Here is a 16,691-nt window from a genome sequence, read left to right as displayed (position 1 = left end):
CGCGCGGTTTGCCGGTTTGCCGTTACTTGATCGTGGCGACCAGGTCACCCGACATCGCGGCGAGCTGGGCACTCCACGCACCCCAGTCGTTGTTGCCGGTGGCCGGGAAGTCGAAGTGGCCGTTGTGCCCGCCGACGGAACGGTAGTGCTGGTAGAACTCCTTGTTCGTACCTGCGGCGATGTCGCAGTAACCGATCATCGCCGGGGCGTCGCAGCCACCCGTCGTCGGGCTGAACACCCACAGCCGGGTGTTGTTGTCCGCGAGCAGCTGCACGTGCACGTTCGGCGAATGCCATTTCCAGCGGCCCAACTGTGGCAATCCCCACATGTTGCGGGTGTCGACGCCGCCGTACTGCTGCAGGCCGGCAGTGATGGCGCCGTCCACACCGGTGCGCTCAGGTGCCAGATATCCCGAAAGCGAACCGGCGAAGCGATACCGGTCGGGGTGGAAGGTGGCCATGGCCATCGCGCCGTAGCCACCCTGGGCCGCGCCGACGATGCCGTGGCCGCCGGGAGCGAGCCCCTTGTTGGCCGCCAGCCAGTTGGGCAGCTCCGTCGCCAGGAAGGTTTCCCATTGCTTGCTGCCGTCCTGCTCCCAGTTCGTGTACATGCTCCAGGCGCCGCTCGCGGGGGCGGCAATAGAGATGCCCTGCCCGCCGAGCGTGGACATCGCGTTGCCCGCGGTCACCCAGTTGCTGACATCGGGGGCAGCGTTGAAGGCGTCGAGCAGGACGACGGCGTGCGGCCCACCGCCGGAGAATGCGACCGGGATGTCGCGACCCATCGCCGCCGACGGAACCATCAACATTTCGACGTCGGCCTTGGCGGTCGGCGCCATCGACGTGCCTGCGGTCCACAGACCGGCCCCCAGCACCACGGTCAAGAAAATCCGGATCACGCCACGCATCAACTGCCCCACCTCACGGTCGTCTCACAGGCCCTCGCGCCAGCAGTCAACCACATCGGCACAAGCAGGCGCGCCGAAAATGGCCGACGGCGACGACCCCGAAGGATCGCCGCCGCCGGCTTAATACTATTGACGCGCGGGTCGATCAGCCTTCCGACTGAGTCGTCGCCGACGCCGGCTGAGCCTCAGTCGCACCCTCGGCCGGGGCAGGCTCCCCGACGGGAGTGCTCGGCTGCGGGGTGGCACCCAGCACGCGCTGGATGTCCGGCTTCATCTGCTGCAGCTGCTGACCCCAGTACTCCCAGCTGTGAGTGCCGGCCTGCGGGAAGTTGAACACGCCGTTCTTACCGCCCGCGGCGATGTACTCCTCCTGGAACGTCTTGTTCGTCCGCAGCGTGAAGCTCTCCAGGAACTTCGCATTGAAGTTGTCGCCTGCCGCGACGCCGGAGCCGTTGATGTCGGCGGGCTTGCCGTTACCGCAGAACACCCAGATGCGGGTGCCGTTGGCGACCAGCCTGTCGATGTTCACCATCGGGTCGTTGCGCTTCCACGCGTTGTTCGGATCCTCGGTCTTGCCCCACATGTCGTCGGCGTCGTAGCCGCCGGCGTCGCCCATCGACATGTTGACCAGCATCGGCCACCAGCCCTCGGACAGGTTCAGGAAGCCCGAAAGGGACCCGGCGTACTGGAACTGCTGCGGGTGGTAGATCGCCAGCGTCAGCGCGGCCGAGCCGGCCATGGACAGACCCACCGCCGCGTTGCGGTTCGGGTTGACGCCCTTGTTCGCCGCCAGGTATGCCGGCAGCTCCTGGGTCAGGAAGGTCTCCCACTTATAAGTGGTGCAGCCTGCCTTACCGCATGCCGGGCTGTACCAGTCGCTGTAGAAGCTGGACTGGCCACCGACGGGCATGATCGTGGCGAGACCGGAATCGAGGTACCACTCGAATGCCTGGGTCTCGATGTCCCACCCGTTGAAGTCGTCGCGGGCACGCAGGCCGTCTAGCAAGTAGACGCCGGGCGCGTTCGGCCCACCGTTTTGAAACTGAACCTTGATGTCACGTCCCATCCCTGCGGACGGAACCATGAGGTACTCGACCGGCAGACCCGGACGAGAGAAAGCCCCCGCAGTCGCCGTGCCTCCGACGGCGCTGACGAGGGCGGGCAGCACAGCCGCGGCCATTGCCGCAACCGTGAGCCGGCGCACCCACGCGCCACGGATTTTGCGAACGAACTTCATGCTTCATCTATCCCATCTGTCGTATGCCGCACGCGGAACATGTCCGACCGACCCAGCCGCGTTGCTCGGCCAGTCAACCACAACAAGCTGTGGCAGCTCCATTTGGCGTGTATCGTCCCTGGTCGCGCTCCTCAGCCCGTGAGTGTTGCGATCAGGTCTGGTTTGAGGGCCTGCAGCTGCGCACCCCAGTACGGCCACGCGTGATTACCCGCGGGCGGAAACTGAAAAGTGGCGTTGTTGCCCCCGGCCTCTCGGTAGGCCGACTGGAAATCCAAATTGCTCTTCAGAGCCATCGATTCGAGGCTGTTGGCGTTGAAAGCCTGATTCGGATCGGCGTTGACATCCAGCGGTGTCGTACCGCCCGGCGCACAGTAGATCCACAGCCGCGTGCCGTTGGCGACGATGCGCGACACCTGCTTGATCGGATCGTGGCGTTTCCATGCGCTGTCCCAGGGAGCGCCCCACATGTTGTCGACGTTGAAGCCCCCGGCGTCGAGCATCGCGACGCGGATGGCCTGCTGCATGAACAGCGCCGACGGATTCAGGAAGCCGGAAAGCGATGCGGCGTAGCGGAACTGGTCAGGGTGGTGTGCCGAAAGGATGAGTGCGGAACCTCCTGACATCGACAGACCGACGGCGCCGTTGCCGGTCGTCGAGACCCCCTTGTTCTCGGCCAGCCACGTCGGCAACTCATCGGTGAGGAAGGTTTCCCACTTATATGTATAGGGCTGGTTGTTGAAGCTCGACGGTGAATACCAGTCGGCGTAGAAGCTGGACTGCCCGCCGACGGGCATGACCGTGGCGATTCCGGATTCGAAGAACCATTCAAAGGCCTGGGTTTCGATGTCCCAGCCGTTGTAGTCGTCTCGCGCACGCATGCCGTCGAGGAGATACACGGCCTTGGCGCCGCGGATCGCCTCCGGGGCGGGTGCGTCTTCTGGTGCGGGTGTGGTTGCGGGCTGATACTGCACGCGGATGTTACGCCCCATCGAGGTCGAGTAGACGTCGAGATATTCGACGGGTAATCCCTCACGGGAGAAGGCGTTCGCCGTAGGTGTGACATCCAACACAACAGCGATCGCGGGCATTGTCAGGGCCGCCGCGCACGTTGCGATCGCGCGGCGAAGCCAGGTTCGCACAGCTCTTACCATCCGTTCGTGTGTGAGGCGCCGTGTGACCGGCGGTCCCGCGAAATGTCTATCGGCCTCATGGCCTGCCGTGTTACGGCGTTAGGGCCCCGTCGCAGGCATTCCGGTGTAGGGCTCGTCTTTCGACGGAGGCACCTCGAGGCCGCAGCGTTTCAGCTCATAGAGAGGCACGCGGTCGATCCGGTACTGCGTCAATTGATAGGCGTGCAGGAGATTCGACAGGAACCGGCGCGGACCCATCGGACCACGTATGGCGTTGAGCATCGCGTCGGTGGCCGGGCACTCGAGCGCCGCCTCGGCCTGCGCGACCCAGTCCTCGTCTAGATAGGCCGGGATGAACGGCCGCGTCTTGAGGAACGGGCCCTCGGCGACCGCCCAGTCGGGGAACAGGTTCTTGTCGTGGCCGATGCGCCCGTCCTCCAGCCGCGCGGTGTGCGCGGCCAGCGGGTTGGCAAGCCCGATCTGGTCGATCACGCGGACGTCGAGACCGACGTTCATCCCCAGCATGCCGAGATTGGTGAAAAACACTGTGTGCGGGCCGTTTCGGCGGTTGTTGTCAGCGGGCGCATCCGGCGGCGGCGGGATGGCAGGCACCACGTCCCACTGGTCGTAGTTGCCCGACGGCAACAGGAGGGCGCCGTCGGGCGTGTTGTTGATCGCGGTCATCACCGCACGCATGCGCGGATAGTCGAGGTAGTCGGCGGCGGTAAGCGGGTGCGGGTTGCCCGTCGCCTGGGCGTAGAACCGTCGCTCGTCGACGATGCCGCTGTACGTGACGCGGGTGGCGTCGTAACCCATTCCGTTCGAATTCGCCACCCACAGCGACCATCCCGCGATCGACACCCACAGCAGGCTGGTGGCGCCGACGAACAAATAGCCTGCGCCACGGGCCATTCGGGCCCCGTCGGGCAGGACGAGGGGAATCACCGCGATGGGCGCCAACATGCAGAACATGGGTGTGAGCAGCACCCGGCCGTGCATGAAGTCGCCGCCCTGGCGGATCCAGTACAGCGCTTGCAGCAGACCGCTCAAAAGCATGAAAACCACTACGGCCTGCGGGCTTTGCACCATGCGGACCCACCGTCCGCGACCAGGCGGCACCGTGTGGCGGATCCCCAACGGGCGGCCGCGGGTGACCATCACCACGGCCGCGAGTCCGACCAACAGGATCGCGGGCGCCCACAGCAGATACGGCGCATTGAAGTTGGCCAGGTAGACGAACCCCTGTGACCACTTGGCACCGGTCGCGTCCTTGGCCAGCGCGGTGCCGGGAACCAGCAAGCCGTAGTAGCCCATTCGGAAGATCTCGTACCCCACGGGCAGCAGGCCGCCCGCGACCACGATCAGCCCGCGCCGCCACCAGTCCCGCGCGGCGATCAGCATCATGACCAGTGCCAGCCCGCCGATCAACGCCAGCTCGGGCCGCACCAGAACACTCAGTCCGGCGACGAAAGCCAGTGCGCCGTCGAATGTTCGGCTGACGGTGCGAGGCTGTGGCGGCGGCGAGCCGAGGGGTTGCCTGCGGATGGTCGGCGGAGCTCCGCGCAGAATCGCTGCCCCTGGTCCGCTGGGCCCCGCCGCACGCAACGCCTGTGACCAGCAGACCATCATCCACCACAGCAGGCCGAGATAGGCCAGCACCAAACCGTTTTCGAGTCCCGACGTAGCGAAGTCCCGCGCGGGTGGCACCGCGATGTAGACGAGCGCACCGGCGGGAAGCATCAACGCCCGGCGCCCCTGCAGGCTCGGTGCGTACAGTCGCGCGGCACCGAGCATCGCGAACACGACTCCGAGCACGCTGAGGACGAGCGCGAGGAACAGCGCCACGTACTCCATCCGCACCGGCCCGCCGATCCACGCGCCGAGGTAGATCAGGTAGGTCCACACCGTCGACGTGTTCGCCTCGACGCGCTCGCCCGCGTTGAACACCGGGCCGTTGCCCGCCAAGAGGTTTCGGACGGTGCGCAGCACGATGAGTCCGTCGTCGGCGATCCAGCGCCGCTGCCAGGCACCCCAGCCGAACAGCGCCGCGACGACGACCACGCTGACCCACAGGCTCACGCGGACCGTGACGTCGTAGGGGAAGACGGGCAGCCGAGACAACCGGTCGCCGAGATTGTCCATCCAGGCGATCCGGCCGGCGATCGGGGGTCGCGCCCGCTCAGCTGAGGAAGATGGCGGCACCGATGGTTCCGATCCACGCCAGGGCCAGCAGCTGCAGCACCCGGTCCTTCAACGCGATCTCCTCCGGCTCGCCGGCCATACCGCCGTCGACGTCGACGGCGTACCGCAGAATGGCGATCACGAACGGGATCATCGACACCACGAACCAGGACGTGCCGCCGGTGTCGTCGCGTTCGAACGCCCACAGGCCGTAACAGAGGACGAGCGCCGTCGCCGACAACGTCCAGACGAAGCGCAGATACGAACTCGTGTAGCTCTCCAGCGATTTGCGGATCTTGGCCCCGGTGCGTTCGGCCAGCTGGAGCTCGGCGTACCGCTTACCGGCCGCCATGAACAGCGACCCGAACGCCATCATCAGCAGGAACCATTGCGACAGCGGCACTTCCGCCGCCACACCACCGGCGATCGCGCGGATCAGGAAGCCCGACGAGACGATGCAGATGTCGATGACGGGCTGATGCTTGAGACCGAAGCAGTAGGCGAGCTGGATCGCGATGTAGATCGCGATCACCACCGCCAGGTTCGGGGTGACGATCCAGGAGATCACCAGGGAGGCGACACCGAGCAGCACGGCCAGGGTGTAAGCCAGCCACTCGGGTACCACGCCCGCGGCGATGGGACGGAACCGTTTGGTCGGGTGGGCGCGGTCCGCCTCGACGTCGCGAGCGTCGTTGACCAGATAGACGCACGACGCGGCCAGGCTGAACACCACGAAGGCCAGCAGCACATGGATCAGGACGGAGCGGTAGTCGTAGACATACCGGTGGTCGCCGAGTGCGGCCACCGGAGCGGCGAACACCAGGACGTTCTTCACCCACTGCCGCGGGCGGAGCGCCTTGAACACCCCGGTCACCAGATTGCGGGGCGGGCCCTTCTCCTGCGCGGGTTCGTGACTCACGTGCGGTGCGCTCCCTGCACTGCTCTCGCTCGAGATGCTCATCGGACTCCTTCGCCCCGCTCTGTGACCATGGTGACCGCCTTGGCGACGGCCGCGCCGACCGCCACGCCGGTCACCACGTCGCTGGGGTAGTGCACACCGAGCACCAACCGGGACAACGCCATTGGCGGCACGAGGAGCGCAGGCAGCGGCAGGCCGGTGGCCCGGCCCAACAGAATCGACGCCGCCGTGGTCGAGGTCGCGTGCGCCGATGGGAAGCTCAGCCGGCTGGGTGTGCCGACGTTCACGGCGATCGCGGGGTGGTGCGGGCGTTCCCGTCGCACCACACGCTTGATCACCACCGCGGCCGCATGGGCGGCGAACGCACCCGCCCCGGCGGCCAGCCATGCCCGCCGCCGAGCCGGCGACAGCAGCGCGCCGAGCGCCGCGACGATCAGCCAGCCGATGCTGTGCTCGCCGAAGTGCGACAGCGCCCTCGCAGCCGGCAGCACACCCGGGCGATCGGCCAGCGCGGACTGCACGGCTAGCAGCACGGCGTCTTCGCCATGAGGGTTCTCAGCCATCGGCCTCGGGGAGCAGCACACTCTCCCACTTCTGCTTACTGGTCAGCACCGGCACCGCCTCGCGGTACACCTTGCGCATGCGGTTGAACTTGCGGGCGAGCAGCGCCTGGCGCTTGAGCGACTCACGAAGCAGCTCAGCCGCTTTCGCGCGATCACGCTGCCGGTACACGACACCGCGACCGTCGGCGGTGGTGACCGTCACGCCATCGACCTTGCATAGCGAGAACCAGCGGGCGTCCTGGGTTGCGACGTTGATCTGCGGGCGCCGATGATGCTCGGGGTCGTGCGGCCTGAGTTGGTGCAGCACCCCACGGGTCAGTCGCCACGAGATCGACAGCGGATTGGTGGGGATGGTCACCTTCTTGCGCCACTTCTTGTCCGACGGCGTCGGCAGCGCCGTCGCGCTGGGCAGTACGACGGCGTCGGGGTACTCCTCGCGCATGGCGCGCACATCCGGCAGCGCGGACTCCAGGATCGAGAAGATGTGCTCGGGGCCGGCGAGGAAGTCGTCCATCGCCTTGTTCTGGATGGCGACGGTCGAATACTCAAGGCACAGCAGGTGTTTGATGGTCGCCTTCAGATGGCTCGCCAGCAGTCCGGAGATCTTGCCGTCCCAGTGGATGGCGGCGACCACCAAGCGGTTGCGCAGGTGGAAGTACGCCTGCCAGTCGATGGCGTCGTCCTTGTCGCTCCAGGCCATGTGCCAGATCGCGGCGCCGGGCAGCGTGACGGTCGGATAGCCGTGCTCACCGGCTCGCAGTCCGTAGTCGGCGTCGTCCCACTTGATGAACAGCGGCAGCGGCTGGCCGAGCTCCTCGGCGACCTGGCGCGGGATCATGCACATCCACCAGCCGTTGTAGTCGACGTCGATGCGGCGGTGCAGCAGCCTGCTGCGGTACTCGTCCTCGTTGTTGAGCGGGTACTTGGCGAAGTTGTGGTCGTACTCGGTGTTCACGGCGTTGGTCCACATGAAGTTCTCGGAGTCGACCATCTCGCCCATCACGTGCAGGTGGCTGGGCTCCTGCAGGTTGAGCATCTGGCCGCCGACGAGTGTCGGTGTCTTCGCGAACCGGTTCAGTGCGAGCGCGCGCAGAATCGAGTCGGGCTCGACGCGGATGTCGTCGTCCATGAACAGGATCTGTTCGCAGTCCGTGTTCTTGAGCGCCTCGTACATCACCCGGCTGTAGCCGCCGGAGCCGCCGAGGTTCGGCTGGTTGTGCACCGACAGCCGGTTGCCGAGCGCGGCGGCGGCCGCGGCGAATCCCGGATGGTCCTTGACCTTCTTGGTGCCCTGGTCGGAGACGATCACCGCGGTGATCACCTCGTCCACCAACGGATCCGAGGTCAGTGCGGCGAGCGCGTTGACGCAGTCCGCGGGACGGTTGAACGTGGGGATCCCAACCGCGACGTTGGCGCGACCCGGTGCTGGCTTCGACGCGTACCAGCCCGCGCTGTGCACCGTCACCCTGGTGTTGGTGGTGATGTCGAACCAGATCCAGCCGCCGTCTTCGAACGGCGAAAGGTCGACGTCGAACTCCACCGTGGCGCGGGCGTCGGCGTCGGGTCCGCTCGACACCTCGTCACCACCGACGGTGATCCGGGCGCCGGTCGCCTTGGACCGGTACACGTCGACCCGCGCGGTGCCACTGAGCTCGACGCGCAGCACCACCGACTCCAGCGTCGACCAGCGGCGCCAGTAGCTGGCCGGGAAGGCGTTGAAGTACGTCGCGAACGACACCTCCGACTCCGCGCCGATCTCCAGCGTGGTGCGCGTCGGCGCGTGGGCGCGACGGGCGTTGGTGACCGATTCCTCGATGTAGAGCTTGCGAACGTCGAGCGGTTCGCCCGGGCGCGGCAGAATGACGCGCGCCAGGAGGCTGACCGCCCTGCTGTCTCCGGCGTCGAGCGCGCCGGACGGGATGTCACTCATGCGCTGCCGCTTTCTGTGCCGTTGGTGACCAGGGGCGCGCCGTCACGCAGATGCGGCGCGAGGATGTTCTCGTACATATTCAATGCGCTGGCGATGGCCATGTGCATATCCAGGTACTGATAAGTGCCCAGTCGTCCGCCGAACAACACCTTGGCCGAGGCCGTCTCGGCCTTCGCACGCTCCCGGTACGCGGCAAGCAGCGCCCGGTCAGTCTCGGTGTTGATCGGGTAGTAGGGCTCGTCGTCGTTGTCGGCGAAGCGGGAGTACTCCCGCATGATCACCGTCTTGTCGTCCGGATAGTCCCGTTCGGGATGGAAGTGCCGGAACTCGTGGATGCGGGTGAAGGGCACGTCGAGGTCGTTGTAGTTCATGACGGAGGTGCCCTGGAAGTCGCCGGTGTCGAGCACCTCGAGTTCGAAGTCGAGTGTGCGCCAACCCAACCGGCCCTCGACGTAATCGAAGTACCGATCCAGCGGTCCGGTGTAGACGACCGGCGCGTCGGGGTTCGCGGCGCGGAGCTCGTCGCGGACCTCGAACCAGTCGGTGTCCAACCGCACCTCGATGCGGTCATCGGCCGCCATGTTCTCCAGCCACTTGGTGTAGCCGTCGACCGGCAGGCCCTCATAGGTGTCGTTGAAGTAGCGGTTGTTGAACGTGTACCGGACCGGCAGCCGGGTGATGTTCGACGCAGGCAGGTCCTTGGGGTCGGTCTGCCACTGCTTGGCGGTGTAGCCCTTGACGAAGGCCTCATACAGTGGACGGCCGATCAGCGAGATGGCCTTCTCTTCGAGGTTCTGGGCGTCCTCGCTCTTGATCTCGGCGGCCTGCTCGGCGATCAGCTGGCGGGCCTGGTCGGGCGTGAAGTACTTGCCGAAGAACTGCGACACCAGGCCCAGGCCCATCGGGAACTGGTAGGCCTGCCCGTTGTGCATGGCGAAGACGCGGTGCTGGTAGTCCGTGAAGTCGGTGAACTGGCGCACGTAGTCCCACACCCGCTTGTTGGAGGTGTGGAAGAGGTGTGCGCCGTACTTGTGGACCTCGATGCCGGTCTGCGGTTCGGGCTCCGAGTACGCGTTGCCGCCGATGTGCGGGCGCCGCTCGACCACGAGAACACGCTTGTCCAGCTGAGATGCCACACGCTCGGCGACCGTCAGACCGAAGAAACCGGAACCGACGACAAAAAGATCGAAACGAGCTGTCATCGGCAGCAAGGGTATCCGACACCGAGGGTCCGCCCCGAATCCGACAAAGTGCTCAGGTCAAGATTGGCTCACGATTCCGCATCGTCACTTTAGTCACACCAGTAACACCAGTACCGTCGAACACGTACGAGATCTACCAGACGTAATCCATGTATTGAGGAGACTTCCGTGCCGAACCGACGTCGACGCAGGCTTTCGACAGCCCTGAGCGCAGTCGCCGCCCTGGCAGTCGCGAGTCCAGCCGCAGTAGTCGCCGTATCCGAGCTGTCCGCGAGCATCGAGCCGCAGCCGCAGAAGCGGGAGTTCGTGCAGGCCGCCGAGATCACCGACCTGCCGAACGAACTGCTGTCCGCGCTCTCGCAGGGCCTCTCGCAGTTCGGCATCAACCTGCCCCCGATGCCCACCGGTGTGCTGACGGGTACCGGCTCCAGCACGCCCACGACGCTGACGTCCCCCGGGTTGACGTCGCCGGCCCTCACGACTCCGGGGCTGACCTCGCCGTCCCTCACGACGCCTGGATTGACCACGCCCGCGCTGACCGATCCGGCGCTGGCCAACCCGGCGCTGACCAATCCGACGCTGCCCAATCCGGCGCTGACCAGCCCGACCGCCGATGCGACGGGTCTGACCACTCCGGGCCTGACCACACCGGGTCTGACCACTCCGGGCCTGACCACACCGGGCCTGGACCCCCTGGCCACCCCCGGGCTGACGCCGATCTCCTCCAGTGCGCTGCCCAACCCCGGCGAGATCCCGATCTCGGCGCCGATCGGACTGGACCCGGCGACGGGTACCTACCCGATCATGGGTGACCCGTCGCTGGCGACCATGCCGACCAGCACCGGTAGCGGTGGCATCATCGGCGATCTGTCGAGCATGGCCAACCAGCTGGGTGCCGGCCAGGCCATCGACCTGCTCAAGGGCATGGTGATGCCCGCGATCATGTCGGCGGTGAAGCCCGCGGCGGCTGCGGCTGCCCCGGCGGCCGAAGCGGCGGCAGCCCCGGCCGAGGCGGCAGCGGCGGCGGCTCCGGCCGCAGCGGCGGCGGCGTCGACCGGCGCCGGCGCATAGTCTCCGCGTGGCCCGTTAACCGCATAGTCCTGTTACCGAACGGCACCGCAGAAGCCCCTCACCCTGGCTCTGCGGTGCCGTTGCAGGTTTCAGATCAATATCGACCACCAACTGGGCCGTGTCGAAACATTAGTAACACCTGACCCATACGTAACATCAGCCTGTGTCGTGTCGCCGTCCCTTGCCGTCGATGCTGTTCACCGCCATCGCGGCGACGGCCGTCGTACTGCCGATGGCGATCTTTGGCATTCCCGGAGTAGACGATGATCCGCCGCCGGCTGCGCCACAGCTTGTGCAGCAGCCGCTCACCGGACTCGGCGGCGGCGAGACGATACGCGAGATCCATCAGGACACGCCGTTCTCGTTGGTCGCACTGACCGCGGAGGACCTGACGGGCACCTCGGCCCGGGTGCGCGCAAAGCGGGCCGACGGCACGTGGGGTCCGTGGTACGAGGCGGAGCCCATGGTCGGGGTTGGCCCCGACACCCCGGCTGTAGGCGCTGTGCAGGGCACCGAGCCGGTGTTCGTCGGCCGCACGAACACGGTGCAGATCGCGGTCACCCGTCCGGTTGAGCAGACGCCGACGCCACCGCCTGCCGACGATCGCCCGCCGCTGGGATATGTGCCCGCCAACGTCGAGCAGCCGTTCAGTCAGAACGTCAACGCCGTCTTGATCAGCCCGCCGCAGGCGCCCGTGGACGCGATACCGCTGCCGTCGGCTGTCACCGCACCCGGCGTACCGCCGCAGATAATCAACCGCGCCGGGTGGGGCGCCGATGAGTCCATGCGGTGTCCGAACCCGCAATACGACAAGGGAATCCGCGCCGGGATCGTGCACCACACGGCGGGCAGCAACGACTACGCACCCGAGGATTCGGCCGGGATCATCCGGTCGATCTACGAGTACCACACCCGCACTCTCGGCTGGTGCGACATCGCCTACAACGCATTGGTCGACAAGTATGGCCAGGTCTTCGAGGGCCGCGCGGGCGGCATCGACAAGCCCGTTGAGGGCGCACACACCGGTGGCTTCAACCGCGACACCTGGGGTGTGGCGATGCTGGGCAACTTCGACCAGGTGCCACCGACGCCGGTCCAGTTGACCAACACGGGCAGGTTGCTCGGATGGCGTCTCGGCCTGGACCACATCGACCCGCTGGGGACGGTGGTGCTGGCGTCAGATGGCAGCTCGTTCTCCAAGTTCCCGTTCGGCGCCACCCCGGCACTGCCCACCATCTTCACGCACCGCGATGTGGGCATCACGGAATGTCCGGGCAATGCGGCGTATGCGTTGATGAATGAGATCCGCAGCATCGCAGCACGATTCAATAACCCGCCGGGTCCGGCCGATCTGGCCGAGACGCTGCGCGGCGGAGCGATCTATGCCCGCTGGCAGTCGTTGGGCGGCCCGAACAGCTTCCTCGGCGCCCCGAAGTCACCCGAGGCCGCCGGTGAAGGCCAGACCCGGTACGCGAACTTCGAGAACGGCGCCATCTACTGGTCACCCACCAGCGGAGCCGAACCGGTCACCGGCGAGATCTACAAGGCGTGGGGGTCGCTGGGCTTCGAGCGCGGCGCGCTGGGCCTGCCGACCAGTGCCGAGATCCAGGAACCGCTGTGGATCGTGCAGAACTTCCAGCACGGCACCCTGAACTTCGACCGCGAAAATGGCACTGTCACACGGGTTATCGACGGCGTCGCCACCGAGCTTCCCCGATCGGTGTCCGACCACACCCCGGTGCAGTTGGAGCGGTTCACGCCGCCGATCAGCCCGGCCTAGTCAGTCACGCCCCACCAGCGCTCGAGCACTCGCGCCACACCGTCCTCCGCATTGGTTCCGGTGACCTCATCGGCTGCGGCCAGCGCATCCGGATGCGCGTTGCCCATCGCGACGCCGGTTCCCGCCCACGCCAGCATCGGCACATCGTTGGGCATATCGCCGAAGGTGACCACGTCCTGCGCCGTGATGCCCAATGGCTCCGCCACCTCGGCGACTCCACTGGCCTTGCTGATGCCCAGCGGCATGACCTCGATGAGGCCGTTGTTGGTCGAATACGTGATATCGCCCTGGTGGCCAATGTGTTTGGCGAGCTCGGCCGCCATGTCGGCGCTCTGCGCACCCGCCTTGCGGATCAGCAGCTTGATCGCGGGCGCGCTCAGCAGGTCCTCCATCGACACCTCGGTGTTGTCCGGGTTGAGCCATGCGTGCTCGTAGCCGGGCGAGCTGACGAACTGCGGGGTGGCGGCGTCGTGCGCACTCTCCCCCACCCGTTCAACGGCCAGGCCTGCCCCAGGGATGACGCGGGTGGCGATCTCGGCGAGCTCCGCGAGCAGGTCCTCCGACAGGGTCCGGGCCGACACGATGCGGTCGGTCGATGGGTCGTAGATCACCGCACCGTTGGCGCACACCGCCATTGGCGCGAAGCCCAGCGCGTCGACGACCGGCGCGACCCAGCGCGGTGGACGGCCGGTCGCCAGCACGAACCGGGTCCCAGAGTCGACCGCCGCCGTCAAGACCGCTCGGGTGCGGTCGGTGATCTTCTCGTCGTCGGTCAGCAGCGTACCGTCAACATCGGAGGCAATGAGTAAAGGTTTTGTCACCGGCGGCTTTTCGTCTGTCGCTCGGCCCGTTTGCGCGCCCGTTCGGCGAGCTCGATCTCCTCGAGCCGCCTGGCCTCTTCCATCGTCGGCGCCGACCCACCGAGCCGGTGCGGCACCCAGTACGCCCCCGCGGGGTGCGGATAGGTCTCCTGCACCATGTGCAGCAACTTGTTCATCTCTTCTCGCATCGCGGCGCTGGTCTCATCGATCGTCGCCGCGGCGTATACCGGAGGGCCGATCGCGACCGTGATCGGAATCTTCTTGCGCCCCAGGTTCCGTGGGTGGTCCTTGGTCCACATCCGCTGCGCGCCCCACACGATCATCGGGATGATGGGCACCTGCGCATCGCGCGCCATCCGGGCGGCGCCGGTCTTGAACTCCTTGAGCTCGAAACTGCGGCTGATCGTGGCCTCGGGGTACACGGCGACGAGCTCCCCCGCCCGCAACGCCTCGACCGCGGCGGCGTAGGCAGCGGCCCCGGCCTCGCGGTCGACCGGAATCGTCCCGGAATGCTTGATCAGGAAGTTGACGATCTTCACCTGCTGCATCTCGGACTTGATCATGAAGCGCAGCCGGCGCCGGACCTGATACGCAGCGAGCGCCGACGGGAACCAGTCCACGTAGCTGGTGTGATTGATCGCGACGACGGCGCCGCCTTGCTTGGGAATGTTTTCCAGGCCGAGATAGGTGATCTTGCTACCGATGACCTTGGTCGCCGTGCTGACTGCGATCTCCAATGTGCGGAAAACCGGCTCCATACGGACTACCCCGACGCTCCCGCGGACCCCCGCTCCTCGCGGCGAGCCGCTTTCTCGGCAGCCTCTTCGGCGTCCATCCGGTTCGCCTCGGCCAGCGTCGGCGCCGAACCGCCGAGCCGGTGCGGCACCCAGAACTCGCCGGGCGGATGGGGACCGTACTCGTCCTGCACACGTTCGAGCAGGTGCTGCATACGCGAATGCAGCAGGGCGGTCAGCTCGGTGGGCGGCAGCGTCGGATAGATCGGCTCACCGACGGCCACCGCGATCGGCACCTTGGGACGGCGCAGGTTCTTGGGGTGACCCTTGGTCCAGATCCGCTGGGCGCCCCAGATGATGTGCGGGACGATCGGCACGTCGGCGGCGATCGCCATCCGCGCGGCGCCGGATTTGAACTCCTTGATCTCGAAGCTGCGGCTGATCGTGGCCTCCGGGTAGACGCCGACTAGCTCGCCCTCCTTGAGTTTGCGGCAGGCCTCGTCGAACGACGCGGCACCGCTGTCGCGATCGACCTCGATGTGGCGGAGGCTGCGCATGATCGGACCCGTGATCTTGTGGTCGAAGACCTCTTTCTTCGCCATGAACCGCACCTTGCGATGCCTGCCCTGTTGGTAGGCGGGTAGACCCGCGAAGGTGAAGTCGAGGTATCCGGTGTGGTTGATGGCGATGACGGCCCCACCTTCGACCGGCAGGTTCTCGACACCGGTGACGGTGAACGTCAGCCCCTGCAGACGCCACAGCAGCCTGGCGAGTTGGATGACTGTTCCGTATACCGGCTCCACATCAGGCAGCCTAGTCGCGTGACCCGGCCTACCGAACCGGTGGCGATCCCCTCCGTCGTCAAAGACATCGCGGCGGGCCGCCCCGTGGCCGCTGCGTGGGTCAACGAACTCAGCGGCGTCACGTTCTCCGTCGCGGGCGGTGTGGAGTACGTCAAGGTCATGCCGCCGCAGTGGGCGCACCTGCTGACCGCCGAGGTGGAGCGGCTCGAATGGGCCGAGGCGTACCTGCGGGTACCGCGGGTGCTTGGCGCGGGCGACGGCTGGCTGCACACCGCGGGACTACCGGGTCGCAGCGCGGTCGATCCGCGGTGGCTGGCCGACCCACGCACCGCCGCGCGCGCGGTCGGCGCCGGGCTTCGGCTGATGCATGACACCCTGCCCGTCGCCGACTGCCCGTTCGGAGCGCCGGCGTGGGTGACCGAGGCGACGGATGCCGACCGGCTCGTGGTGTGCCATGGCGACGCGTGCGCTCCGAACACCCTGATCGACGACGACGGAAACTGCAGCGGTCACGTCGACCTCGGCGATCTCGGCGTCGCCGACCGGTGGGCTGATCTGGCAGTCGCAGAATGGTCGCTGGGGTACAACTACGGGGGCGACTGGCGCGCCGAGTTCTTCGATGCCTACGGCGTCGCACCCGACAACGACCGCATGGAGCACTACCTGCGTCTGTGGGAGGACTTCGATTGATTCTGCATCAGTTATCGCTGGATACCGAGAAGGCCTCGGACGCTTGGTATTTCGACATCCCGGCCATCTCGCAGCTCGCCGACGAGCCGCTGATGCTCGATACGCCCGTCACGGTGATCGTCGGCGAGAACGGCTCGGGGAAGTCGACGCTGCTCGAAGCCGTCGCCGCCGCATGGTCCGCGCGGCTGCGCGGCGCCGTCAAACACTGGACTCCACGCGCGGGCGACGAGGACAGCGACCTGCACTGGGCGGTGCGACTGCAGGGCGAGTTCCCGCCGCCCGCCGGCGGCTGTTTCCTGCGGGCCGAGGCGATGCACCAGTTGTTCACCGAGGTCGATCTCGGCACACCGCACCAGGTTTTCGGCGGTGCGCTCAACGCGCGCTCACACGGCGAGTCGTTTCTGGCGTACCTGTCGTCGCGAGACACCGAACGCGGCCTGTTCATCCTCGACGAGCCCGAGGCCGCGCTGTCATTCCAGTCCTGTCTGCAGCTGATGGTGCTGATGGACTCACTCGTGGTCGACGGCTCGCAGGTTTTGCTGGCGACCCACTCACCGCTGCTGGCGGCGTTTCCCGGCGCGACGATCCTCGAGTTCGGCGACCACGGCCGGCACGTGTGCGCATGGGAGGACCTGCCGATGGTGTCGCACTGGCGCCACTTCCTGGCCGCGCCGGATGCATATCTGCGGCACCTCTTCGCCTCCGGTTAGGCTGGTCCGGCAC

General features: G+C 66.8%; 15 protein-coding genes. 4 read left to right on the top strand and 11 right to left on the bottom strand.

What is annotated here, in order from left to right; genetic code table 11:
- Positions 1-22: 22 nt before the first annotated feature.
- From G6N43_RS03800 to glf, 8 genes are all read right to left on the bottom strand, one after another.
- Positions 23-907 (bottom strand): alpha/beta hydrolase-fold protein, encoded by an 885-nt coding sequence (locus G6N43_RS03800; RefSeq protein ID WP_083157535.1) that lies wholly within the window; start codon positions 905-907, stop codon positions 23-25.
- 145 nt (positions 908-1,052) lie between these two features.
- Entirely contained in the window at positions 1,053-2,144 is a 1,092-nt protein-coding gene (locus G6N43_RS03795) for an esterase family protein (protein ID WP_083157516.1), read from the bottom strand.
- Positions 2,145-2,275: 131 nt separating this feature from the next.
- Entirely contained in the window at positions 2,276-3,295 is a 1,020-nt protein-coding gene (locus G6N43_RS03790) for an alpha/beta hydrolase (RefSeq protein ID WP_083157515.1), read from the bottom strand.
- 78 nt (positions 3,296-3,373) lie between these two features.
- Entirely contained in the window at positions 3,374-5,476 is a 2,103-nt protein-coding gene (zomB, locus tag G6N43_RS03785) for a terminal beta-(1->2)-arabinofuranosyltransferase (protein ID WP_407664879.1), read from the bottom strand.
- Positions 5,454-6,416 (bottom strand): decaprenyl-phosphate phosphoribosyltransferase, encoded by a 963-nt coding sequence (locus tag G6N43_RS03780; protein ID WP_083157877.1) that lies wholly within the window; start codon positions 6,414-6,416, stop codon positions 5,454-5,456. The genes zomB and G6N43_RS03780 overlap by 23 nt, the downstream gene beginning before the upstream one ends.
- Entirely contained in the window at positions 6,413-6,937 is a 525-nt protein-coding gene (locus tag G6N43_RS03775) for a phosphatase PAP2 family protein (protein ID WP_083157878.1), read from the bottom strand. Before G6N43_RS03775 ends, G6N43_RS03780 begins: the two co-directional genes overlap by 4 nt.
- A complete protein-coding gene (locus G6N43_RS03770) occupies positions 6,930-8,867 on the bottom strand; it encodes a glycosyltransferase (protein ID WP_163657978.1) in 1,938 nt (645 codons plus the stop codon). Before G6N43_RS03770 ends, G6N43_RS03775 begins: the two co-directional genes overlap by 8 nt.
- A complete protein-coding gene (glf, locus tag G6N43_RS03765; RefSeq protein WP_179967964.1) occupies positions 8,864-10,078 on the bottom strand; it encodes a UDP-galactopyranose mutase in 1,215 nt (404 codons plus the stop codon). The genes G6N43_RS03770 and glf overlap by 4 nt, the downstream gene beginning before the upstream one ends.
- A gap of 159 nt (positions 10,079-10,237) precedes the next feature.
- On the opposite strand from glf, the gene G6N43_RS03760 reads away from it, so the two are divergent.
- Entirely contained in the window at positions 10,238-11,140 is a 903-nt protein-coding gene (locus G6N43_RS03760; RefSeq protein ID WP_083157755.1) for a hypothetical protein, read from the top strand.
- Positions 11,141-11,330: 190 nt separating this feature from the next.
- A complete protein-coding gene (locus G6N43_RS03755; protein ID WP_083157756.1) occupies positions 11,331-12,920 on the top strand; it encodes an N-acetylmuramoyl-L-alanine amidase in 1,590 nt (529 codons plus the stop codon).
- Here G6N43_RS03755 and G6N43_RS03750 read toward each other — a convergent pair.
- The 3 genes from G6N43_RS03750 to G6N43_RS03740 are packed head-to-tail and all read right to left on the bottom strand — an operon-like array spanning position 12,917 to position 15,278.
- Positions 12,917-13,741: a Cof-type HAD-IIB family hydrolase gene (locus G6N43_RS03750; protein ID WP_083157757.1), complete on the bottom strand. Its 825-nt coding sequence runs from the start codon at positions 13,739-13,741 to the stop codon at positions 12,917-12,919. The genes G6N43_RS03755 and G6N43_RS03750 overlap by 4 nt on opposite strands.
- Entirely contained in the window at positions 13,738-14,499 is a 762-nt protein-coding gene (locus G6N43_RS03745) for a lysophospholipid acyltransferase family protein (RefSeq protein ID WP_083157758.1), read from the bottom strand. The genes G6N43_RS03750 and G6N43_RS03745 overlap by 4 nt, the downstream gene beginning before the upstream one ends.
- A gap of 5 nt (positions 14,500-14,504) precedes the next feature.
- Positions 14,505-15,278 (bottom strand): lysophospholipid acyltransferase family protein, encoded by a 774-nt coding sequence (locus tag G6N43_RS03740; RefSeq protein ID WP_083157759.1) that lies wholly within the window; start codon positions 15,276-15,278, stop codon positions 14,505-14,507.
- Positions 15,279-15,296: 18 nt separating this feature from the next.
- Between G6N43_RS03740 and G6N43_RS03735 the strand changes: the two genes are divergently transcribed.
- Both G6N43_RS03735 and G6N43_RS03730 read left to right on the top strand, forming a co-directional pair.
- Positions 15,297-15,968 (top strand): phosphotransferase, encoded by a 672-nt coding sequence (locus tag G6N43_RS03735; protein ID WP_083157760.1) that lies wholly within the window; start codon positions 15,297-15,299, stop codon positions 15,966-15,968.
- Positions 15,965-16,678 (top strand): AAA family ATPase, encoded by a 714-nt coding sequence (locus tag G6N43_RS03730; protein WP_083157775.1) that lies wholly within the window; start codon positions 15,965-15,967, stop codon positions 16,676-16,678. The genes G6N43_RS03735 and G6N43_RS03730 overlap by 4 nt, the downstream gene beginning before the upstream one ends.
- Positions 16,679-16,691 lie beyond the last annotated feature (13 nt).

Origin of the sequence: Mycolicibacterium moriokaense, assembly GCF_010726085.1 — a bacterium.
GTDB lineage: Bacteria > Actinomycetota > Actinomycetes > Mycobacteriales > Mycobacteriaceae > Mycobacterium > Mycobacterium moriokaense.
Note: the sequence above shows the minus strand (reverse complement) of the source record. Positions and strands in the feature narration are given on the sequence as shown.

What these genes read in the sequence shown, in the direction of transcription:
- G6N43_RS03795 (WP_083157516.1), bottom strand. Translation starts at nt 2,144, where the DNA reads ATGAAGTTCGTTCGCAAAATCCGTGGCGCGTGGGTGCGCCGGCTCACG.
- G6N43_RS03745 (WP_083157758.1), bottom strand. Translation starts at nt 14,499, where the DNA reads ATGGAGCCGGTTTTCCGCACATTGGAGATCGCAGTCAGCACGGCGACC.
- G6N43_RS03780 (WP_083157877.1), bottom strand. Translation starts at nt 6,416, where the DNA reads ATGAGCATCTCGAGCGAGAGCAGTGCAGGGAGCGCACCGCACGTGAGT.
- G6N43_RS03755 (WP_083157756.1), top strand. Translation starts at nt 11,331, where the DNA reads ATGCTGTTCACCGCCATCGCGGCGACGGCCGTCGTACTGCCGATGGCG.
- G6N43_RS03775 (WP_083157878.1), bottom strand. Translation starts at nt 6,937, where the DNA reads ATGGCTGAGAACCCTCATGGCGAAGACGCCGTGCTGCTAGCCGTGCAG.
- G6N43_RS03800 (WP_083157535.1), bottom strand. Translation starts at nt 907, where the DNA reads ATGCGTGGCGTGATCCGGATTTTCTTGACCGTGGTGCTGGGGGCCGGT.
- G6N43_RS03790 (WP_083157515.1), bottom strand. Translation starts at nt 3,295, where the DNA reads ATGGTAAGAGCTGTGCGAACCTGGCTTCGCCGCGCGATCGCAACGTGC.
- G6N43_RS03770 (WP_163657978.1), bottom strand. Translation starts at nt 8,867, where the DNA reads ATGAGTGACATCCCGTCCGGCGCGCTCGACGCCGGAGACAGCAGGGCG.